The 20,645-nt window shown below is 36.5% G+C and carries 23 protein-coding genes; 8 read left to right on the forward strand and 15 right to left on the reverse strand.

Translation table 11 applies throughout. The features are described from left to right. Nucleotides 1-6 precede the first annotated feature (6 nt). The 3 genes from MHH81_RS19925 to MHH81_RS19935 all read right to left on the reverse strand — a co-directional run bounded on the left by MHH81_RS19925 (nt 7) and on the right by MHH81_RS19935 (nt 2,504). Nucleotides 7-1,020: a serine hydrolase domain-containing protein gene (locus MHH81_RS19925; RefSeq protein ID WP_340924787.1), complete on the reverse strand. Its 1,014-nt coding sequence runs from the start codon at nt 1,018-1,020 to the stop codon at nt 7-9. 365 nt (nt 1,021-1,385) lie between these two features. Continuing rightward, complete coding sequence (locus MHH81_RS19930; protein WP_340924789.1) at nt 1,386-2,048, reverse strand: glyoxalase; 663 nt, start codon at nt 2,046-2,048, stop codon at nt 1,386-1,388. 12 nt (nt 2,049-2,060) lie between these two features. Next, nucleotides 2,061-2,504: an ASCH domain-containing protein gene (locus MHH81_RS19935; RefSeq protein ID WP_340924792.1), complete on the reverse strand. Its 444-nt coding sequence runs from the start codon at nt 2,502-2,504 to the stop codon at nt 2,061-2,063. A gap of 149 nt (nt 2,505-2,653) precedes the next feature. Between MHH81_RS19935 and MHH81_RS19940 the strand changes: the two genes are divergently transcribed. The 3 genes from MHH81_RS19940 (at nt 2,654) to MHH81_RS19950 (ending at nt 4,755) form a co-directional block, all read left to right on the forward strand. Next, nucleotides 2,654-2,875, forward strand: coding sequence for a hypothetical protein (locus tag MHH81_RS19940; RefSeq protein ID WP_340924795.1), 222 nt, complete (start codon nt 2,654-2,656; stop codon nt 2,873-2,875). A 143-nt stretch (nt 2,876-3,018) separates the two neighbouring features. Beyond that, complete coding sequence (locus MHH81_RS19945; RefSeq protein WP_340924798.1) at nt 3,019-4,194, forward strand: alanyl-tRNA editing protein; 1,176 nt, start codon at nt 3,019-3,021, stop codon at nt 4,192-4,194. Nucleotides 4,195-4,263: 69 nt separating this feature from the next. Continuing rightward, entirely contained in the window at nt 4,264-4,755 is a 492-nt protein-coding gene (locus MHH81_RS19950; protein WP_340924802.1) for a transporter, read from the forward strand. 41 nt (nt 4,756-4,796) lie between these two features. Here MHH81_RS19950 and MHH81_RS19955 read toward each other — a convergent pair whose 3' ends face one another. Further along, nucleotides 4,797-5,075, reverse strand: a complete 279-nt coding sequence (locus tag MHH81_RS19955; RefSeq protein WP_340924804.1) for a hypothetical protein — start codon at nt 5,073-5,075, stop codon at nt 4,797-4,799. A 198-nt stretch (nt 5,076-5,273) separates the two neighbouring features. Between MHH81_RS19955 and MHH81_RS19960 the strand changes: the two genes are divergently transcribed. The 4 genes from MHH81_RS19960 to MHH81_RS19975 all read left to right on the forward strand — a co-directional run bounded on the left by MHH81_RS19960 (nt 5,274) and on the right by MHH81_RS19975 (nt 8,633). Then, entirely contained in the window at nt 5,274-5,669 is a 396-nt protein-coding gene (locus tag MHH81_RS19960; protein ID WP_340924807.1) for a MarR family winged helix-turn-helix transcriptional regulator, read from the forward strand. A gap of 12 nt (nt 5,670-5,681) precedes the next feature. After that, entirely contained in the window at nt 5,682-6,851 is a 1,170-nt protein-coding gene (locus MHH81_RS19965) for an MFS transporter (RefSeq protein WP_340924809.1), read from the forward strand. Between the two features lie 145 nt (nt 6,852-6,996). Next, nucleotides 6,997-7,533 (forward strand): superoxide dismutase family protein, encoded by a 537-nt coding sequence (locus tag MHH81_RS19970; protein ID WP_340924813.1) that lies wholly within the window; start codon nt 6,997-6,999, stop codon nt 7,531-7,533. Between the two features lie 17 nt (nt 7,534-7,550). Beyond that, complete coding sequence (locus tag MHH81_RS19975) at nt 7,551-8,633, forward strand: CAP domain-containing protein (protein WP_340924816.1); 1,083 nt, start codon at nt 7,551-7,553, stop codon at nt 8,631-8,633. Between the two features lie 262 nt (nt 8,634-8,895). Here the strand turns inward: MHH81_RS19975 and MHH81_RS19980 are convergent, their stop codons facing one another. The 7 genes from MHH81_RS19980 to MHH81_RS20010 all read right to left on the reverse strand — a co-directional run bounded on the left by MHH81_RS19980 (nt 8,896) and on the right by MHH81_RS20010 (nt 14,917). Further along, nucleotides 8,896-9,570, reverse strand: a complete 675-nt coding sequence (locus tag MHH81_RS19980) for a DNA alkylation repair protein (protein WP_340924819.1) — start codon at nt 9,568-9,570, stop codon at nt 8,896-8,898. Nucleotides 9,571-9,579: 9 nt separating this feature from the next. After that, a complete protein-coding gene (gene nfsA, locus MHH81_RS19985) occupies nt 9,580-10,311 on the reverse strand; it encodes an oxygen-insensitive NADPH nitroreductase (protein WP_340924822.1) in 732 nt (243 codons plus the stop codon). Nucleotides 10,312-10,426: 115 nt separating this feature from the next. After that, nucleotides 10,427-10,783 (reverse strand): DUF779 domain-containing protein, encoded by a 357-nt coding sequence (locus MHH81_RS19990; RefSeq protein ID WP_340924825.1) that lies wholly within the window; start codon nt 10,781-10,783, stop codon nt 10,427-10,429. A gap of 20 nt (nt 10,784-10,803) precedes the next feature. Next, a complete protein-coding gene (adh, locus tag MHH81_RS19995; protein WP_340924828.1) occupies nt 10,804-12,324 on the reverse strand; it encodes an aldehyde dehydrogenase in 1,521 nt (506 codons plus the stop codon). Nucleotides 12,325-12,729: 405 nt separating this feature from the next. After that, a complete protein-coding gene (locus MHH81_RS20000; RefSeq protein ID WP_340924831.1) occupies nt 12,730-13,767 on the reverse strand; it encodes an LLM class flavin-dependent oxidoreductase in 1,038 nt (345 codons plus the stop codon). A 3-nt stretch (nt 13,768-13,770) separates the two neighbouring features. Further along, nucleotides 13,771-14,409 carry an NAD(P)-dependent oxidoreductase gene (locus MHH81_RS20005; RefSeq protein ID WP_340924834.1) on the reverse strand — a complete coding sequence of 213 codons (639 nt, stop codon included), beginning with the start codon at nt 14,407-14,409 and terminating at the stop codon, nt 13,771-13,773. 79 nt (nt 14,410-14,488) lie between these two features. Further along, complete coding sequence (locus tag MHH81_RS20010; protein ID WP_340924837.1) at nt 14,489-14,917, reverse strand: Rrf2 family transcriptional regulator; 429 nt, start codon at nt 14,915-14,917, stop codon at nt 14,489-14,491. Nucleotides 14,918-15,250: 333 nt separating this feature from the next. Between MHH81_RS20010 and MHH81_RS20015 the strand changes: the two genes are divergently transcribed. Further along, entirely contained in the window at nt 15,251-16,063 is an 813-nt protein-coding gene (locus tag MHH81_RS20015; protein WP_340925360.1) for a YitT family protein, read from the forward strand. Nucleotides 16,064-16,118: 55 nt separating this feature from the next. On the opposite strand, the gene MHH81_RS20020 is transcribed toward MHH81_RS20015, so the two are convergent. The 4 genes from MHH81_RS20020 to MHH81_RS20035 form a co-directional block, all read right to left on the reverse strand. Beyond that, nucleotides 16,119-17,633, reverse strand: coding sequence for an acetyl-CoA hydrolase/transferase family protein (locus MHH81_RS20020; protein WP_340924839.1), 1,515 nt, complete (start codon nt 17,631-17,633; stop codon nt 16,119-16,121). 225 nt (nt 17,634-17,858) lie between these two features. Then, nucleotides 17,859-18,503: a LytTR family DNA-binding domain-containing protein gene (locus MHH81_RS20025; RefSeq protein WP_340924842.1), complete on the reverse strand. Its 645-nt coding sequence runs from the start codon at nt 18,501-18,503 to the stop codon at nt 17,859-17,861. 24 nt (nt 18,504-18,527) lie between these two features. Then, nucleotides 18,528-19,478, reverse strand: coding sequence for a TRM11 family SAM-dependent methyltransferase (locus tag MHH81_RS20030; RefSeq protein ID WP_340925362.1), 951 nt, complete (start codon nt 19,476-19,478; stop codon nt 18,528-18,530). A gap of 191 nt (nt 19,479-19,669) precedes the next feature. Beyond that, the gene (locus tag MHH81_RS20035; RefSeq protein WP_340924844.1) at nt 19,670-20,470 is read right to left on the reverse strand and encodes a serine hydrolase; all 801 of its coding nucleotides are present in this window, start codon (nt 20,468-20,470) and stop codon (nt 19,670-19,672) included. Nucleotides 20,471-20,645: the final 175 nt, after the last annotated feature.

Consider the following 20,645-nt stretch of genomic DNA (forward strand, 5'->3'; position numbering starts at 1 on the left):
CATATGTCAGCAGGATTTTTCTATTTCACTCATAACTTTATAGGCACCTTTGGATTTGTTTGCACATACTACAACTCTGATGTCTGAAGTAGGGTAATACGCGGAGTGAAAGCTTACTCCTGGATCATATCCCATTACGTGATACTTATAGACGTTCTCTTCTTTTTTCTTTATCCACACACCGTAACCATAATAGTCCCCATCTTCTTCCTGTGCATAAGGAGTGAGTAACTTATTTGTCGTGGATTTGCTTAGGAGTTTATGATTAATAAGAGAGTCCCAAAATGACTCCATGTCCTCAACAGTTACGAAAGCTCCACCATCAGATCCACCTTGTATTGGAAGTGAATACATATTTGTTTTCCAACTACCATCTTCGTTATCAATATAACCAATTGCCGTTTTTCCAGGTAGAGAATCCAAAGCAAAATATCCTGAATTCTCCATTCCTGCTTTTTCAAAAATATACTTTTGTATATAGTCTGTAAAAACAAGTCCACTTAACTTTTCAACAATTAAACCTAACACAATAAACCCTGCATTATTATAGTGAAATTTTTCCCCTGGATTACATTTCATCTGTTCGTTTTGAAATAACGGCAGAAAATCTTGAAGTCGTCGCATATGATACATTGGTTTTTCTATCCATAACTCTTCAAAGTCATCCATAGTCTCTTCGTCAAAGTAGTCTGGAATACCTGAAGTATGCGTTAAAAGATGATGTACAGTAATATCTTCATGATAATGAGGAAACGATAAATCTAAACATTCATTTAACTTTGTCTCGAAAGATAATCTCCCCTTCTCTACTAGCTGGCCTATAGCAACCGCAGTAAAAATTTTACATCCCGAAGCAATTCCATATCGCGTTCCCACTACATTTTCAATTTGATCAGCACGATTAGCATAACCAAAACTAGACCGAGCAAGTACTGTTTTCCCCTGTTTAACAAAAGTAGACCCCGAAAATTGAATTTCTTTTTGTGTATTGACTATATTCTCAACTAATTTACTTCCCATTCATATTCCCCCTTGTATAGCTTCTCATTTTCCATTGATCAGGAAAAACTTAAGTAATAAATGCGAGCTCTATAATTATTACTTCTTTAGATTTTCTCTTCCACATCAAATCAAATTTCTCCTGCTTTTTTCATGTATTTTCTTTCCACATTTCAATTGTAATCTATTTATATATGTGTCCTTCTTAACTAAAAAAGACCTCACTAGAATTAAAACTATCAATGAATTAATAGAATTGTAGATACAAACTACAGTTCCTCTTGGTATAGAAATGAATAATGTAAAAATTTATTCCCCCTTGATGCATGCTTTAAAGATTCATGCAAAATAAATAAAAAGGGACTATTGCACTTAATAAAGGCAAATTAGTCGCTTTTCTCTATTATTACTTTTCCATCTTTCAATACTATAATCTCTGGGCCATGTATTAGCTCTATTTTTAATGGAGATGTTTCACTCATTCTCTTTGAAAAATACCATCTCCGCTGAGGAGGAACTAACAATATAAATGTATCCTTTCTTCCTAAGAAGTTTAGTTCTTCTGGCACTATGCTCACATGACCTGAAACAGGAATGCCTATATCCTGCAGCTGCTCGCCCACCTCATCTACAAAAGGCGTTGTAATACTAACCTCACTTAAGTTAAGCAAGGAATCTACACTAAAATCACTCCATTTATCTACATTCCTTCTTGCAATTAGCTCTATTACATTTCCAGAAGGATCTTCAAAATAAAAGGCATCCGCTTCAAAACGAGCATAATAGGTTTCGTCTACTGCATCTTCTCTATTTAGAGAAACTCTCTCTTTTGCCCAATGTTTCGCTAGAGTGAACTGATTACCAGGAATATTAACAGCAAAGTGATACAAGGTTGCTTGAGTAGTTTCGCGAAAGATGAGCGTGGAGGTGCCAATCGATACCTCAAAATGAATATCACTAGATGCAAGAATAGTAAGCTCCAGCACATTTGCGTAAAAGCCTTTTAACTGTTTCAGTTGATTTGTATATAATGTAACCGTCTTAAACATGGTCTCACCCCATTATTTGATGTCAATCAATTCAAAACGTTCACAAACGAGAAGCATATCATCTGAAAACTCCAACCCTACTTCTTCTAGTTCCTTTGTAAAAAATTTAATATGTACATTTCTCCAATAATTGTATGTACGGTCTCCTTCACCTTCTGCGTATGCGAATTCTTCGGGTACTTCGTTCATAGGAATTACGGTTACCTCGGAAGTTCGAATCATACAAATAGGTTCATCTTTGCTATTAAGGATAATACTATAGTCATCTACTTTAGGTAGAGGCTCTTTTTCTATTTCGTAAAATATATGCCCAGAGCACGTCGCAGATTTCACTCCATTCATAACAAGCTGCGCTAGTTCATCTGGATTTCCACCAAACTGCCATGCTGTAACAAATGACGGTTTTTCTTTTCCTTTCCAAAAACTATTCCAATAATTTTGTGCTTGTTGATTCATAGAGTATACCTCATTCATTAAAAATTTAGATAATTAAAGTATAGTAAACAACATCTAAAAATACTATTGATAATTATTAAAATAAATCTTACAAAAACGATATTAACATATTCAAATATTTTAATATGTTAATTACAGGAGTGAAGTTTATGTGGAGCGATTTACAACAATTTAAAGCAGATTTTTTTAAAGCACTTTCCCACCCTTTACCAATAAGGATTCTAGAAATTATTGCGGAAGGGGAAAAATTTTTATATTCTTTGAGAGATCCGGCTATTGTGGACTTATTAAGAATTGCACGAGAGCTTTTCAACAAATACTTAATCAATACGTTGTCTATGTATGAAGAATTAGAAGAACAAAAAAAATAAACGGCTGAAGAAAATTTACTGCATGTCATGAAGTATTTTCAAAATCAAAATGGTATTCTATTTGATATAGAAGTATCTTCTAAATTGATGAAAAGCTTTAAACGAATGTATAAAACTATCCAATCCAAAGAGGAGAGAATCTAATGACAAATAAACTTTATTATAAAGATGCTTATTTACAATCATTTTCAGCAAAAATAGTGGATCAGAAACAGAATTATGTTGTCCTTTCAGATACAGCTTTCTATCCTACGGGTGGAGGTCAACCTAATGATTTTGGCCACCTAAATGGTGTTGCAGTTACGAACGTAGAGGTAGTAGATGGGGAGATAAGACACTTTCTTGTAGAGGCGCTACCTGAGAATACCTTTGAAGTGGAAGGAATAATCGATTGGAAAAGACGCTTTGACCATATGCAGCAGCATACAGGTCAACATATTTTAACCGCTGCTTTTGACAATCTTTTTGGATTTAAAACAGTTAGTTTCCACTTAGGAAAAGATAGTGCGACCATTGATTTAGATATTAGTGCAGTTTCAGAGCAACAATTAAAAGAGGTGGAACTACACGCTAATCAAATCATTTTGGAAAATCATCCTATCGAAACAAAGTGGGTTACAGAAAAAGAGCTCGACCAATTTACACTTCGAAAAACAACAACTGTGAAGGAAGATATCCGACTCGTCATTATTCCAGAATTCGATTACAATGCTTGCGGAGGTACACATCCAAAAGAAACAGGACAAGTCGGTCTCATTAAGATTTTACAAACAGAGAAGCAAAAACAATTGACTCGAGTGGAATTCGTATGTGGTGAGAGAGTTATTACACATTTACATCGAAAACAACAAGTGATCCTAGATTTAATTAGCGCATTAAGCTCGCCTGAAGAAAAGTTAGGTGGGGCAGTAAGAACTTTATTAGAAAATGGGAAATCAACAGATAAGCAAGTATCAGAATTGAAGGAAGTACTTCTACAATACGAAGCAAAAGAATTAATTGAAAAAGAAGAAGGGTCAATCATTACGTCGGCTTTCCAGAATCGTTCTATTCAAGAACTTCAAAGATTAGCAAAAATACTTGTAGCAGAATCCCCCGAAACACTGTGTTTACTTGTTTCAGAAAATGATGGACGCATACAAATAGTCGCGGCTAAAGGAAATTCTGTGGAACAAAGTATGAAGGAACTTATAACAAGCTTGCTTCCTCTCTTCAATGGAAAAGGTGGCGGCAATGATACGATGGCTCAAGGCGGCGGAGAAGCTCTATTATCTAGCGAACAACTATTAGCAAAATCGCTCGAGTTTATTCACTCATAATAACCGTTCCACAAAAATCCTCCTCACATATACTATGTTGAATGTGTAGTGAAAGGAGGAATAATAACTATGACTAATCAATTTCCGTTTCCCCAAGGCCAACAAGGACCTCCCTTTGGAATGCCAGGGATGCCACCATCAGGGCAATTCCCAGGTCAAGGACAGTTTCCTGGACAGTTCCCGGGTCAAGGGCAGTTCCCAGGTCAGTTCCCGGGTCAAGGGCAGTTCCCAGGTCAGTTCCCGGGTCAAGGGCAGTTCCCAGGGCAATTCCCGGGTCAAGGACAGTTCCCGGGTCAGCAAAGCCCAGAAGGAAATGCTCCAACCAGCCCACCTCCATCCTTCGTCCCGCAACAATCTGTAAGTGCTTTCGCTGTTGATCCTGGTTCCATAAGAGGCTGCTTATTCCGTAATACTTTTATCTGGCTCCGTAATGGAAACTCTTTCTGGTTCTTCCCTACGTTTGTCGGTAGACAATCTGTAGCAGGCTTTAGATGGACTGGACGTAGATGGACTTATTATGGAACAGATTTAAATAGAATTTCATCTTTTCAATGCTTCTAGGAAAAGCGCAATTGCGTACTAAACATTTTAGTACGCTTTTTTCATGGCCTATTTCGATACGCTCTAAGAGAAGTTTTTAGGGAAGCATAAAGTCCAACTGCTGCACCACTATAAAAAAAGCCCATAAAAATACCAGCAGGTAAATTATGTGGATGGCTAATAAAAATCGAAATAACTAGTCCAATAATTGTTGCAACTGTTGATACGTATTGGGGTCGAATAGGTAATATTTTTTTAAAAATTTCAGTCAAAATTATGATGACCGGTACAGCCCAAATTGAGTCCCATATATTTGTATGTATAATAGGAAATTCTGTCATTTTATTAACTTTCCCCTTTTCACATTTTTCTATTTAGTATGTACAAAATTTCAATAGTCAATACTAGAGGTTGTATGAAGTATGGTATCCTGAAATCGATACCACTTTTTTCTATTTTACTTTACAATATTCGAGTCGCGAAGTAGAATTAAATTTAGCTAGGTAAATATAATTCTTGTTAGAGGGGTCAATTAGACAATGAATCCACTTATTCATGAACTTTTTCAGAAATCACGTTTTTTATCCTATGAAGTAAATATCACTTTAAAAAAACACGACCTATACTCTTCCCAATGGTCAGTTTTAAATTGTATTCAAATACATAGGAAAATGACTTTAACTCAAATTTGGAAATATTTAAACGTGGAAGCTCCCACTATTACTCGAACAGTTAATCGATTGGCTGATCTTGGGTGGTTAGAAATTACACCTGGAAAAGATCGACGTGAAAAATTTGTTCAATTGTCCGCAAGAGCTTTACAAGATTTCCCAGCAATTAAAGCATCTGTGATGGAGTTTGAAGATCGAATGGTCTCTAATCTTTCAAATGAAGAGGAGAAACTCTTATTAGAGCTTTTACAAAAAATTAGGTAAGGAGTTACGCAGTTGAACAAGAAAGAACCAATCTGGACCAAACCTTTTATAAGTTTGTTTAGCACAAACTTCACCATATTTATTATTTTCTATGGTCTAGTTTCCGTACTTCCTCTTTATGCAACAGACATCCTGTCTCGTTCAGATGAAGATGCTGGTTTACTTATGACCATCTTTTTAATTTCCGCCATCATTATGCGACCTTTTACCGGCAAGCTATTAGACATTGCTGGAAAGAGAAAAATGCTATGGATTAGTTTGTTTTTCTACTTAGTTTGTACAGTTCTATATTACTTTATCGAACCTTTTAGTATTTTATTAGTTTTACGTTTTGTACAAGGGATTTGGTTTAGTATTGTCACAACAGCAAGTGGTTCTCTTGCAGCTGATAATATCCCTGTCTCTAGACGCGGAGCTGGATTAGGCTATTTTACAATGTCTACAAATTTAGCAGTTGTAGTTGGACCTTTTATCGCTTTAACCGTTGTACAATATTTCTCGTATGACGCATTGTTTCTAACAATGAGTATTTTACTTGTCATTGGTGCATTGACTTCGTTATTCATACCCGCGGAAAACAAACCTGCTGTTCCTCCCGCTAAAACGAAAATGACTTGGAATGACTTGTTTGAGAAAAAAGCTGTACCAGTTGCATTGATTGCAAGTCTAGTTGCATTTTCTTATGCAAGTATTTTGTCCTATTTATCGATCTACTCACAAGAAAAAGAGGTCTTGCATCTCACAAGTAGCTTTTTTGCAGTTTTTGCTGCGGTTATGCTTTTAACAAGACCATTCACCGGAAGAATTTTTGATGAAAAAGGACCAAAGTATATAGTCATTCCCGGTTTAGCTTCGTTTATTATTGGTTTAATTTTACTTGCGTATATGAATAGTCCATTTATGTTCTTACTTTCTGGGGCCTTTATCGGCTTAGGGTATGGAGCAGTTGTACCGAGCTTTCAAACACTTGCCATTCAATCTACCAAGAACGAACGAAGTGGCTATGCAACGGCAACGTTTTTCACACTATTTGATACGGGACTAGCTATCGGCTCTTATGTACTCGGCATCATTGCTACTCAGCTTGGCTATCAAATTTTGTATTTAGTATCTAGTGTAATAATAGCAGTTACTCTCGTAATTTTTATATTGCGTCAAAGAATAACACAACGTCCGGCTTAAGTCTGACGTTGTGTTTTTTTATCCCATAAACTAAACCTCTTCTACAATTTCTTTTAATAGAAGAGTTATTTTTATTGTGTATGTATGTATATAAACCCTGTATTTGGTAAGACTTGAGAGGACAAATATTTTGGGAGGGAACAATATGAAAAAGCAATATATGATTATTTTAGTTTTGGCATTGGGTCTACTAAGTGGTTGTAATTTTCCATCTGTAGATGCCAATTTAAATGAACAAGTGCAAGTTTCATTGATTAATACAGAAGGGAAAGAAGTAGGAAAAGCAACACTTACAGAAAACCCAAAGGGAGTCCATATTCTCCTCAAAGCTGAGGGATTAACACCTGGTGTAAAGGGTATTCATTTCCATGAAACGGCTAAATGTGAAAAGCCTAGTTTTGAAACAGCTGGAAAACACTTTAATCCCGAAGGAAAAGAGCATGGGTTTCAAAACGAAAAAGGCTATCACGCTGGAGATTTGCCTAACATAGAAGTTGGCGAAGATGGTAAAGTAGAGTTAGAAACTATTTCACCAGCAGTTGTATTAGCTGCAGGGAAAAGTAATTCATTATTAGATGCAGATGGCAGCGCTATTATTATTCATGAAAATGCTGATGATTATAAAACAGATCCCGCTGGGAATTCTGGAAAGCGAATTGTATGTGGGGAAATTAGTAAATAGTTTGGAGGTTAAATCTTATGAGAAAAATAGGCTGGCTTCTCCTTTTCGTTTTAGCGATTTTCTTCTCTAGGCCACTTTGGGAAGAGTATTCTGTTAAATATGTTGACCTTTCTTTTCTCGAGCCTATAGATGAATGGATCGATTCTATTGAAGTAGCTCAATATTTGAATGAAGCAAAAGCATACTGGATGGAAATTAAGGATGAGCCAGCCACTAAAATTTCCTCCAATCAAGAAAAACTCCCTGGAATCGGCATTGAATTAGATCAAATGACAATAGGCATGAAAAAAAGTGAAATTGAAAAAATTCATGGGAATGCCAAACGAGTAAGTTTGAATGAATATAATTTAGTGTGGCATACGTATCATGAAAATTACCAAAATTTCATGATGGTTTCGTATGATAAAAACAATACAGTGAATGCAATGTTTACAAATCAACCTTCTGAATCTTCTTTTTTAGGCTTAAACATGGATAGTACGAGAGATGATATTCTCTCTAAACTTGGAGAGCCTATAAAGAAACTAAAGAAAGGAAATATTATCTATATACTACCCGATGCTGGGGAGTATGATTTGTTTCTAATCGATGAAAACTATGTAACATTCTTTTATGACCTACATGAAAATAACACGATTACTGCAATCCAAATTGTAAAAAAATCAGTAGAGAACAACCATCAAAGTACATTCGGAATACCTTCCGAGGAACTAAAAAAAGGATTTGAATTTCAACTTTTTGATCTAACAAATGCTGCTCGAGTTCTTCGTGGACTCTCTGTACTCACATACGATGAGGCAGTTAGCGACACTGCTCGCAAACATAGCGAGGATATGGCGATTCATAATTATTTTAGTCATGAAAATTTAAACGGCAAATCTCCATTCAATCGTCTCGAAGAAGATGGTTTAGTCTTCTCCTATGCAGGAGAAAATTTAGCTTACGGACAAACGAGTAGCATCTTTGCTCATGAAGGACTTATGAATTCTATTGGGCACCGTAAAAATATTCTAAGTGCTGATTATCGTAACTTAGGAGTAGGCACTGCGTTTAATGAACAGTCCACTCCATACTATACGGAAAACTTTTATACAAAATAAAAAAAGTGCATAGCGCCCTTTAAGTGCAAAACCTGTTCACAGACGTTCCTGATTGGTATGGAATGTACTTTAGCTACATTTTACCGTGTGATTTTTAGGAGAGGAGGATCGTAACTGTTACGATCCTCCTCTCTTTTTTCGGTAATTTTGTGACTTTTGTCTTTCCGCCTTCCTACAACTTTAGGCAACAGTTATCTTGGCAGTTCTTCCGCGGAAAGCGAGCGTATTTGCAGGTAACAACATGATAATCTAACTGAGCATCTCATTTAATATGCTTCAAAGCTTCTCGTTTGCTCAGAGCAGCAAGTTGAGTACTTTCAACAAAATGGCGAACAACTTCTGGACTTGTTTTTGCATATTCTCTTAACACCCAACCTATTGCTTTTTGAATGAAAAATTCTTTGGAAGCATGGTGGCGATCAATTGTTGCAAATAATAACTCTTCATTCGTAGCATTTTTGTATTTTAGCTGATGTAAAATAGATGCCCGGTTTGTCCACATATTTGAAGACTTAGCCCACTCAAGCATCACTGTTTCTCCTTCTACTCTATTGGATTTCACAATGTCTCCAACAATAGTTGGTGCAATAGCGTCCACACTATCCCACCATGAGTGACTCTCCATTAACTTTAAGCAAAAAGGTAAATCCTCTACTGTTAGGTTCTTTTTATATTTACCTAATAATTCGATTGCCACGTAATGATATTCTCGCTCCTCTAATTGAAAAAGCGCCCATACTACCTCATATAACTCTTCATATGGAGGAAGCTTATTTTCTTTTATTAGTGCACGAAATAACATTCTTCGTTCAGGAGTTTTAATTCCTAAAAACGGGAACTTGTTTTTCATATATTTTGCCATTGGTATTGCATTTTCCTCATTTCGATGCGGCTCCATATAGCTTTTTACAAGCTCTGTTGTCCAATTAGATTTCATACATAACCCTCATTTCAATTGAAATCCTTTACTCGCAAGGAACTTAGCCATATGCGGGCGACGAGGACTTTCTAAGAAATCAGCCATTTGCTTTGTCCAATTTGCTACTTTTTGGTTAGAACCACGACTTGCATAATACTCTTCCATTGTTTGATCGTATTCCTTTAACAAGGTTTCGTATTTCGAGCTATCGTATATGTTCTCATGTAATATTGCATCCACCGGTAGACGCGGCTTTACTTCATTTTCCTGGTCGGGAACCCCTAGAGTAATTGCAAATAACGGAAAAACACCTTCTGGTAGATCAAACAAACGACTGATTTCTTCTGGTTCATTGCGTACACCACCTATGTAGCATATTCCAAAACCTTTAGACTCCGCTGCAATGACTAGATTTTGTGCAAATAAAGCAACATCTACTGTACCAACTAATACGTTTTCTGTAGTATCCATTTCAATCTTCGTATCATGTAACTGACCTGCTACTTGTAGACGATGAAAATCCGCGCAAAGTAATAGAGCTGCTCCTGCTGTCTCGAATTGCTTAGGGTTTCCAGAAAGTCTGCCAAGCTCTTCTTTTTTCTCTACTTCTGTCACCCAAATAACGCTATATGCTTGTACAAAATGAGAGCTTGCTGCATGTTGAGCAGTTTTAACTAATTCTGAAACTTCTTCTCTCGATAACGAATAATCTTTGTATTTTCGAACAGATGCATGAGCTCGTAACAATTCCTGAACCATTTTAAATCCCCTCATTTATTCCCAAGATTTTATATATAGTATAACGGAATCTAACGAAACGAAGTAATAAAAAGCGAACTAGAAAGTCCAAATAGACCCTCTAATCCGCTTTTATTTAGGCTTGTAATTGATTATTTTCTTCTGTGGTAAATGCACGGGATCTTGTTAAAAAACGTTTACCTTCTACTCCTTCAAGGGAAAACATTCCACCTCGTCCATCCACAACATCGATGATTAATTGTGTATGCTTCCAGTAATCAAACTGATTTTTGTGCATATAAAAGGGCACTTCACCAATACAACCTAATAATACATCTTGGTCTCCCACGATTAAATCGCCATCTGGATAACACATGGGAGAAGAACCATCGCAGCAGCCCCCTGACTGATGAAACATAAGTGGTCCATGTTTAGTTTTTAATAATTCAATGAGTTTCAGTGCGGCGTCTGTTGCGATAACGCGTTCAACCATCTACACTCACCCTCTCTTTATTAAAAGAATCCTAGTTTATTTTCATTGTAACTTACTAGTAAATTTTTTGTTTGTTGGTAATGACTTAACATCATTAAATGGTTCTCACGGCCGATACCAGACATTTTATAACCACCAAATGCTGCATGTGCTGGATATTGGTGATAGCAGTTTGTCCACACACGTCCTGCTTGGATACTACGTCCAAAACGGTATGCCGTGTTCATATTACGTGTCCAAATACCAGATCCTAAACCATATAAAGTATCATTTGCAATTTCTAGTGCTTCTTCTTTCGTTTTGAACGTAGTTACGGACACTACTGGTCCAAAAATTTCTTCTTGGAAAATACGCATACTGTTATTACCTTTAAATACGGTTGGTTTAATATAATACCCATCTGCCAATTCACCATCTAGTGTATTACGTTCACCACCAATTAAACACTCTGCTCCTTCTTGCTTCCCAATATCTAAGTAAGACAAGATTTTTTCCATCTGCTCGGTAGATGCTTGTGCACCCATCATGACAGATGGATCTAGTGGGTTTCCTATATTAATCGCTTCTACACGCGCTAGGACGCGATCCATGAATTTGTCATAAATAGATTCTTGAATAAGCACACGAGATGGACACGTGCATACTTCCCCTTGATTTAAAGCAAACAGAACAAATCCTTCTACTGCTTTATCTAAAAAAGCATCGTCTTCATCCATAATATCTTCAAAGAAAATATTTGGTGATTTCCCTCCAAGTTCTAATGTGACTGGAATTAAGTTTTGAGAAGCATATTGCATGATTAAGCGACCAGTAGTCGTTTCACCTGTAAATGCAATTTTACTTATTCGCGGACTAGATGCCAGTGGCTTCCCTGCTTCTAAACCAAAGCCATTGACAATATTCACAACACCTGGTGGTAATAAGTCACCAATTAACTCCATGAGTACTAAAATAGATGCTGGTGTCTGTTCGGCTGGCTTTAACACAACGCAGTTACCTGCTGCAAGAGCAGGAGCCAGTTTCCAAACCGCCATAAGAATTGGGAAGTTCCAAGGGATGATTTGTCCTACAACACCTAGTGGCTCATGGAAGTGATATGCAACCGTGTCGTTATCAATCTGACTAAGTCCGCCTTCTTGTGCGCGTATAGCACCTGCAAAATAGCGGAAGTGATCAATAGCAAGTGGTAAATCTGCATTTAATGTTTCGCGAACGGCTTTCCCGTTATCCCATGTTTCTGCTACTGCAAGCACTTCTAAATTTTCTTCTATACGATTTGCAATTTTATTTAATATATTTGATCTTTCAGCTACTGAAGTTTTGCCCCATGCATCTTTTGCAGCATGTGCTGCATCTAAAGCAAGCTCAATGTCTTCTGCAGTTGAACGTGCAACCTGTGTAAATACTTTTCCTGTTACTGGTGTAACGTTTTCAAAATATTGACCATTTACCGGGGGTGTCCACTCGCCATTAATATAGTTTTCATACTTGTCCTTAAACGAAACCTTCGAGCCTTCTGTATTAGGAAATGCATAAACCATTCTAAAATTCCTCCCCTTGGATCTTTTTGCGCGCATTCCACATCTTATGCAAACAAGCATTTATGTATGCGCTTACAAAACTACTTAAATAAAAATAGCTTCATATTAATATTTGCATAATTTATTAATAATTTCAATTATTCTAACTATATTTTTAAAAATGACTTGAGTACACTTAATGTTCCCAAGTCATTTAGAAAAAGCTACACGGCTGTTGATTATCGAAAAAATGCGGAGGGATGCGACTTTTTCGCATCCCTCCGCATCGAAATCTCGATAATGGTATAGAACTCGTTCAGTTCCAAGCACTCCAAAAGCACCTATATATAGAGTGCCTAGTGTGTTATCACCATTTTAATAAGCAATTTACTGGATACTTTTGGTTAATCAACACGTGTGAAAAGGCTATTTACTTGTCTCTCTTTTTACAATAGGAACAACTTCATTAGCGAAAAGTTCAAGTCCTTTTGCAACATCACTAAATGATTGCCCACCAATATCCATTTGTGCAATAAAACGTTGGTGTCCAAATAGCTCATGTTGATGAAGAATTTTTTCAGTAATTTGCTGTGGACTACCTACAAATAGCGCAGTTTCTGGACTTGCCATATGTTCAAAATCGGAACGAGACATTCTTGTTCCCATTCCTCTTTGTTTATTTACGTAAGCCCAATAATTTGAGTAATATGGATAAAACTCGTCTTTTGCTTGTTGTGTATCTTTGGCGATATATGTGTGCCCCGTTACTGCAACACGTAAACTATCACGAGAATGGCCTGCTTCTATTGCAGCCTGATAATATAAATCTACAAGCGGTTTAAAATGCATTGGATTTCCACCAAGTATAGCTAAAGCTAATCCTGTTCCAAGTCTCCCAGCTCTAGCTGCGCTTTCCGGAGTACCACCGACACCAATCCAAATAGGAAGCTCCTCTTGAATCGGCCTAGGAGAGATCATTGCATTTTTAAGGTTAGAACGAAATTTCCCTTGCCATGTTACTATTTCTTCCCTGTTCAATTGTTGGAGCAATTTAATATTTTCTTCAAATAAAGCATCGTAATCGTTCAAATCATACCCGAAAAGGGGAAAAGACTCCACAAATGCTCCTCGTCCAGCTATTATTTCAGCTCTTCCTTTAGAAATTTGATCTAAGGTAGCAAAATCCTCAAACAAGCGAACAGGATCCAATGTACTTAAAACAGACGTTGTACTCGTTAGTTTGATGCGCTCTGTTACTTGGGCAATGGCAGAAAGAACAATTGCTGGAGAAGATGTAGCGTAATCTAGTCGATGATGTTCTCCAATTCCGAAAATATCAAGACCCGCATCATCAGCCAATTTCCCTAGTTCTATTATTTCTCTTAAACGCTGCGTTGTACTAATTGTTTCTCCAGTATGCGGATTAGGACCTAAATCGCCTAATGTGTAAATTCCAATTTCCATTGTTTACTCCGCTTCTGAAACAACTGAAAAACGTTCATTGATATGCTTAGGATTTTCAATTTCATCTACAATGGCAATTGCGTAATCTGCATAGCTGATATAGCTTTCGCCTTTTGAGTTTAAAATTAGATTATCTTTACCTAATTGGTATGACCCTGTTCTTTTACCTTCCGGATCAAAGTGGCCAGCAGGGCTAACAAATGCCCATTTAATATCAGCTGTTTCTTGTAATTCTTTTAAGTTTCTTCCTTGACCTGTTGCTGTTGGTTTAAATATGTCTGGAAAATCAGGTGTATCGATTATACGAATTGTCTTCGCTTCATCCACATATAAACTTCCTGCGCCACCTACAACAATTGCTCTTGTATCTGTTCCTTTAATCGCTTCAATTAAAGCATGCCCAGCATCTACATGTGCTTGTTCTTCACCAAGAGGAGCACCAAAAGCATTTACGACTACGTCAAACTGTTTTACATCATCTGATGAAAGATCGAATATGCTTTTTTCTAAAAAATGAATATTGCGGTCATTCAATTTCGAAGCATCTCTTACAATTGCAGTTACTTCATGCCCTCTGTCTGCTGCCTCTTTAAAAATTATATTTCCTGCTTTACCTGTTGCTCCAATTACGCCTATTTTCATTATTATTTCCTCCTATTATTCTAATTTAAATTCGTTGTAATCATTTTAGTTACAACTATATCAAAAAAATTGAATATACCTATCCAATTTTTTGATTTAATACATGAACAAGTTCTTCCATCGTAACTTCTTTTAATACCGCTTCCATTGCATCTTGTGCACGGAATAAGATTAATTCCAGTACACCTTGAATATTGGCACCGATAGGACAATTAGGATTTGGGTTTTCATGCATTTGAAAAAGCTCTCCTGTATCCATTACTTCTACCGCACGATACACATCTAATAATGTTATTTCATGTAAAGGCATTATAAGAGTTGCTCCACCTAGACCACGACGAATCTCTATGATCCCAGCATTTTTTAGTTTACCCATTACTCTTCGGATTACTACCGGATTTGTATTAACACTTTCTGCAATCCACTCAGATGTACAAATGACATTTCTATCTAAATTTATTAAAGAAAGTATATGAACTGCCACTGTAAATCGACTACTGATTTTCATGTCTTATCACCTTCCGATGTAACCATCATAATTACATCCGTTATTTTTGTCAATAAAAAAGATTGCATGATTTACAATGCTTATTAAGACTTTGTAATAATCCTATCATATTAAGTAAATGATAACGTTTAGATAACAGTTATCATCAAATTCTCCTACTTTTTTAAAATTCAAAGCTTTCTTCTTTGATTATTTAGAATTATTCTATAAAATAATAAGTAGATTAATTTAGAAAAGAGGAGATTTCTATTGAGTGACATAGCGAACGAACTTAAATCTGTCAAAACCCCACATAAGAGAGCCCCCAAAAAAACAGTGGTAGCACGTACTTTTATGATTGCCCTAGGCGCAATATTAATGGCCATCGGTTTAGAACTATTTTTAGTACCAAACCTAATTCTTGATGGCGGTGTTGTTGGGGTCTCCATTATCATCTCTCACTTAACAGGCCTCCCTCTTGGAGTTTTTATTTTCATCCTTAACATTCCTTTCTTTTTCCTAGGATATAAGCAAATAGGGAAAACCTTCGCACTCTCTACACTCTTTGGTATAACTGTTCTATCTATCTTTACGTCACTTTTACATAATATTGATGCGTTTACTTCCGACTTATTACTTTCTACTGTATTTGGTGGGGTAACTCTTGGTATGGGAGTGGGTCTTGTTATTCGTAATGGCGGATCTTTGGATGGCTCTGAAATATTGGCTATCTTATTTAACAAAGCTCTACCTTTTTCTGTTGGTGAAATTATTATGATTATTAACTTAGTCATATTTTCTGTTGCCGGTTTTGTATTTACATGGGAACAAGCAATGTATTCATTTTTAGCATATTTTGTAGCCTTTAAAACAATCGATATCGTTATTCAAGGGCTGGATGAGTCTAAATCTGTCTTCATCATTAGTGATACCGTGGAAGATATTGGTGATGCTATTATGGATCGCTTAGGACGTGGCGTAACGTATTTACATGGTGAAGGGGCTTATACAGGTGACAATAAAAAAGTTATCTTTACCGTTATTACACGATTAGAAGAAGCTAAATTAAAATCCATTGTGGAAGAAATTGATGATAATGCATTCTTAGCTGTAGGTAATGTCGCAGAGGTTCAAGGCGGTAGATTTAAGAAGAAAGATATACACTAATAACAGACGTAAAAACCCGATTTCATCAAGTGATGAAATCGGGTTTTTATGGGTTCTACAAAGATACTGTTACTTTCTCTAGCATGGTTCCATTATTCGCTAAATTTGTGTGGAATGAAAATGCCTTTTCCAATACATGCGGTGTTTGCCCACCTCTAGTTAGCGCTTCTTCGTAATAAGTTCGTAGTTGCTCCTTGTAAGAAGGGTGTACGCAGTTATTAATAATTAACTCTGCTCGTTCTCTAGGCGCTAATCCACGAAGATCGGCATAACCTTGCTCTGTTACGACTACATCCACATCATGCTCAGTATGGTCTACATGCGCGACGAAAGGAACAACACTTGAAATATTGCCGCCTTTAGCAATTGATTTTGTTACAAAAATGGCTACTCGTGCATTACGAGCGAAGTCACCAGAACCCCCAATACCATTCATCATCTTTGTTCCAGACACATGTGTAGAATTGACATTACCATAAATATCGAATTCTAAAGCTGTATTAATAGATATTAAGCCGAGTCGACGAATAATTTCTGGATGATTCGTAATCTCTTGTGGTCTTAAGATTAATTTATCGCGGTATTTATCAAAGTCACCATATACTTGCTCCATTTTTTCTTCTGAAAGTGTAATAGAACATCCAGAAGCAAAGTTTACCTTTCCTATGTCTATTAGCTCGAAAACAGAGTCTTGTAAAACCTCCGAGTAAACCTGTAAATCTTTAAACTCAGAGTCTATCATTCCATGTAATACAGCATTTGCCACAGAACCAATTCCTGCTTGTATAGGTGCGAGTTTTTCAGTCAATCTACCAACATTCACTTCTTCTCGAAGAAATGAAATTAAATGCTCGGCTATTTCCCCTGTTTCATGATCTGGAGGAATAATTGTGGAAGGAGAATCTGCTTGTTTTGTAAACACAATTCCTTTTATTTTGTCTAGATCAAATGGAATACCAACAGTACCAATTCGATCATCTACTTTTGTTAAAGGAATCGGTTCTCTCTTCCCTTGCTCTGCTGGCTCATACAAATCATGTAGCCCTTCCAACGATTCAGGGTGCTCCAAGTTTATTTCTACAATAATATTTTTTGCTTGCGATACAAATGTTAAAGAGTTTCCAACAGATGTAGTTGGAATAATCATTCCATCCGCCGTAATTGAAACCGCTTCCACAATTGCAAAGTCAATTGCAGGTAAAGCGCCTGCTCGAATCATTTCCGCTGTTTGTGATAGATGCTGATCGACAAATAAGTGGTTAGCAGCATTAATATTTTTTCGCATAGTTGCATCTGCTTGGAATGGTAAACGCTTATTTATAATACCCGCTTCTGATAACACTTTATCTAGATCGGAACCTAAAGATGCTCCTGTAAATATATTCACTTTAAAATGGTCTTTTTTCGCTCTTTCCACTAATGCAAATGGAACTGCTTTCGCGTCACCTGCACGTGTAAATCCGCTTAAACCTAAGGTCATTCCATCTTGAATCCAAGAAGCTGCCTTTTCTGCGCTAACAACAAAGCTATGTAAACTTGTATCTTTAATACGCCCAATATTCTTTTCCATTTATTTCATCCCCCTTGAAAAAGTGCATTTAGATAATTTTATCGCGTTTTGTCACAATTTCGAAAAAACTTGATAAACTTACTTATTTTTTGAATGAAACAGAAAAAACAAATGCCAAAACAGCATTTGTTTTTTATTATATTTTTTTACCCGTTATATTTATTGTGTAAATTTAAAAAAACACTTGAATAGCGGTGAGTTTTCCCCTTATTCAAGTGCCATTTATTAAAATCCTAATAACTTTCGAAAATAACTAGAATACGATTGGCTTACTGATATTTTTTCTTCATTATTCATCGCTAACACAAACGTAGAATGCGTATCCGGATAGATTTCTTTTATATGATGAACATTTACGATAAAAGAACGATGACAACGAATAAACAAATCCCTTGGAAGCCGATATTCAAAGTCTTGCAAGGAACTAGTATGGGTTCCAGAGAAAGATTTCGTTACAATATGTGTTTTACGATCTTTCGCTTCTAGATAAATAACATCAGAAAAAGGAATAGGAACCCAACCGTCTTGTGTTTTAATCGTTATTACAGATTTTCCATCGGTAAACGCAGGATGAATAGCTAATACACAGCCTTCTAACTCGCCATTATGCTGAAAAGGCACAGCCATTCCATGATAAGGGACACCAAACACCTCTCGATCAATAAATTCCGATACATTTTGCTTACTTTTCATGGCTTTATAAGCAAGTGTTCCTTCTTTTACTGGATCCCCAGGAGATATTTTCAAATCAACTCGTTTACTTGACCGATAGTAAATATATTTTTCCGTGTCAGAAACTGCTATGGATATTTCATCTGAAAATAATTCACCAATCACATCTAATAGCGCAACAATGGATAAGTCTTTCATCCTTCGTTCCCCCTTACCCTTAACCTACTCGCAAACAACTATCTCACGCGTAAATTGTTGTTTTTTTGTAATACAGCGATCCTTGATCTGTAACCCTACGGACTCTAATCGGTCGTCCATTGATTCAATCGTTACAATAACTACCTTTTTCGCAATTCTTCTCGCATGTTTTAAAATCGTAAATTGATCTTCCCACGACACATGTGTATATAAGTTATAAGGTAAATCTATAATTGCCACATCATACGTCTCTGTAATCTCTTCAATGGCGCTCTTCTTTACATCTCCTGTTAAACCAAAGTATGCAATATTCTCTCTAGAGCCATCGCAAACGAGTGGATTAATATCTCTCCCTACAATATGGATACCCATGGATAACGCTTCTACCAGAACCGTTCCTATACCACAACAAGGATCAATTGCTCGAACACCCTCTGGATGAGGAACCGCAATATTTGCTACTGCACGTGCTACTCGGGTGCTAAGTGCAGTAGAATACTCCCGCGGCTTTTTTATATGCGCAAACCATACTGGCTCACTTTTTGTATACATACCAAAATACCAACGACCTTCGTATGGAACTATTGCGTAAAGTTGGTTCGGATTATGTAAATCGAAATCTCCTTGCATTTCAGTCCCGATAGCTCTTTCTATTTGAAGACGTTCGCTATTTTCAATTTTATCTTTTCCTTGTCGATCGTTAATCTTTAAAAAGATCACTTTGTTTGTTTCATTTTCCGATCCAAAAGCGGGAGCCTGTGCAACAATTTCCTCTACAGTGTCACCCTCTGCTAGAACTTCCACTCTTCCTTTCATAAATGGACTTCTACTTGGATCAATTTTTATACTACTCTTTATAATTTTTACCTCTGTGTCTTTTCCAAAAAAAGAGCGCATCTCTAAGTGACATAGAGAGCGTTCTGCATCATTGTATGCAAATGTATAGATAAATGCCGGTTGGCGGCTATTATTCATCAAAGTATTCCCTCCAATATTACTTCCATTATAACACGCTATATTTTCTAAGTCAGAACCAAGAACTGAATAGTTATTCATCAAAAAAATAGTATGACAGTAAGTTTCAGGAGAGCTAGAAATGACTTTCTACTGTTTTAATAACACGAAAAAGAAGCATATTTACAGGTTTTTCACCGAACAACCTCCGTTCATCGCAAATAGTGATATATCTCTTCTCCGATATCAGATATGATTTGCTTGGAAATTAAGTCGTCTTCGTCCTTTGATAGAACTGTTACAACTAGTTTTCGTTGTCCAACGAAAAAGATGCCAACATCGTGGCGAGTACCCGGTATCCATCCTGTTTTATGAGCCAACTCCCAAGCAGTCATGCCATTATTAAAATTGGAGTATGGGGAAGGTAGTTTTTCTGGTAAGCAATCTTTTATTTGTTGCTTTTTCATCATATCAATCATTTGATCACTAGCATCTAAAGACACTAGACCCCCTGTAGCCATCTGTTTTAAAGCCTTTGCAATATCATTCGCTGTAATTTGATTGAAGCCTTTTGGATTTGGATTATACATCATTAGCTTATGATAAATTGTACTCTTCTCCATACCCTCTTCTTTCATCGACTGTACAATGTTATCCATTCCAACAAGATCAATCAGTATATTCGTTGCAGTGTTATCACTTTGGATAATCATCAGCATAATAATGTCTTGAATGGATAGAGACGTTCCCGGGGTCAAGTGTTGAAGAACACCAGAACCACCTACGAAGCCGTCTTGCTTTAGAATAATTGGATCAGTTAACGCTAATTCCCCATGTTCAACAGCGGAGAAAACTGCAACCATTATAGGTAACTTAATAACACTTGCTGCGTAAAAGAGTTCATCTCCATTTAATTCCCACTTCTCCCCTAAATCCAAATCTTCCAAAACAATTCCCCATGTACCTTTTGATTGTTCAATCAAATTCTCGATTCTACTTACAAGTGTTTTCACTATATATCCCCCTTTTCCCTGGTATCTTATTGTTTAATTATAAAACATTATAATCAAACAATAATAAATATTGTGAATAATAAAGTCTACCATTAATAAAAAGCACCCTATAGCGTAGACACTTGAAAACAGTCTACACTATAAGGTTATTTAGAAGAAAATGCATTATATGAAG

This window comes from Psychrobacillus sp. FSL H8-0484 (assembly GCF_038005325.1).
Classification (GTDB): domain Bacteria; phylum Bacillota; class Bacilli; order Bacillales_A; family Planococcaceae; genus Psychrobacillus.

Coding starts and splice junctions, on each gene's coding strand:
- MHH81_RS19940 (WP_340924795.1), top strand. CDS start 2,654: ATGTGGAGCGATTTACAACAATTTAAAGCAGATTTTTTTAAAGCACTT.
- MHH81_RS19935 (WP_340924792.1), bottom strand. CDS start 2,504: ATGAATCAACAAGCACAAAATTATTGGAATAGTTTTTGGAAAGGAAAA.
- MHH81_RS20020 (WP_340924839.1), bottom strand. CDS start 17,633: ATGGAAAAGAATATTGGGCGTATTAAAGATACAAGTTTACATAGCTTT.
- nfsA (WP_340924822.1), bottom strand. CDS start 10,311: ATGGTTCAGGAATTGTTACGAGCTCATGCATCTGTTCGAAAATACAAA.
- MHH81_RS20010 (WP_340924837.1), bottom strand. CDS start 14,917: ATGAAAATCAGTAGTCGATTTACAGTGGCAGTTCATATACTTTCTTTA.
- MHH81_RS19945 (WP_340924798.1), top strand. CDS start 3,019: ATGACAAATAAACTTTATTATAAAGATGCTTATTTACAATCATTTTCA.
- MHH81_RS19970 (WP_340924813.1), top strand. CDS start 6,997: ATGAAAAAGCAATATATGATTATTTTAGTTTTGGCATTGGGTCTACTA.
- MHH81_RS19955 (WP_340924804.1), bottom strand. CDS start 5,075: ATGACAGAATTTCCTATTATACATACAAATATATGGGACTCAATTTGG.
- MHH81_RS20025 (WP_340924842.1), bottom strand. CDS start 18,503: ATGAAAGACTTATCCATTGTTGCGCTATTAGATGTGATTGGTGAATTA.
- MHH81_RS19975 (WP_340924816.1), top strand. CDS start 7,551: ATGAGAAAAATAGGCTGGCTTCTCCTTTTCGTTTTAGCGATTTTCTTC.
- MHH81_RS19950 (WP_340924802.1), top strand. CDS start 4,264: ATGACTAATCAATTTCCGTTTCCCCAAGGCCAACAAGGACCTCCCTTT.
- MHH81_RS19980 (WP_340924819.1), bottom strand. CDS start 9,570: ATGAAATCTAATTGGACAACAGAGCTTGTAAAAAGCTATATGGAGCCG.
- MHH81_RS20005 (WP_340924834.1), bottom strand. CDS start 14,409: ATGAAAATAGGCGTAATTGGAGCAACAGGTAAAGCAGGAAATATAATT.
- MHH81_RS19960 (WP_340924807.1), top strand. CDS start 5,274: ATGAATCCACTTATTCATGAACTTTTTCAGAAATCACGTTTTTTATCC.
- MHH81_RS19990 (WP_340924825.1), bottom strand. CDS start 10,783: ATGGTTGAACGCGTTATCGCAACAGACGCCGCACTGAAACTCATTGAA.
- MHH81_RS20015 (WP_340925360.1), top strand. CDS start 15,251: ATGATTGCCCTAGGCGCAATATTAATGGCCATCGGTTTAGAACTATTT.
- adh (WP_340924828.1), bottom strand. CDS start 12,324: ATGGTTTATGCATTTCCTAATACAGAAGGCTCGAAGGTTTCGTTTAAG.
- MHH81_RS19930 (WP_340924789.1), bottom strand. CDS start 2,048: ATGTTTAAGACGGTTACATTATATACAAATCAACTGAAACAGTTAAAA.
- MHH81_RS20000 (WP_340924831.1), bottom strand. CDS start 13,767: ATGGAAATTGGAATTTACACATTAGGCGATTTAGGTCCTAATCCGCAT.
- MHH81_RS20030 (WP_340925362.1), bottom strand. CDS start 19,478: ATGAATAATAGCCGCCAACCGGCATTTATCTATACATTTGCATACAAT.
- MHH81_RS19925 (WP_340924787.1), bottom strand. CDS start 1,020: ATGGGAAGTAAATTAGTTGAGAATATAGTCAATACACAAAAAGAAATT.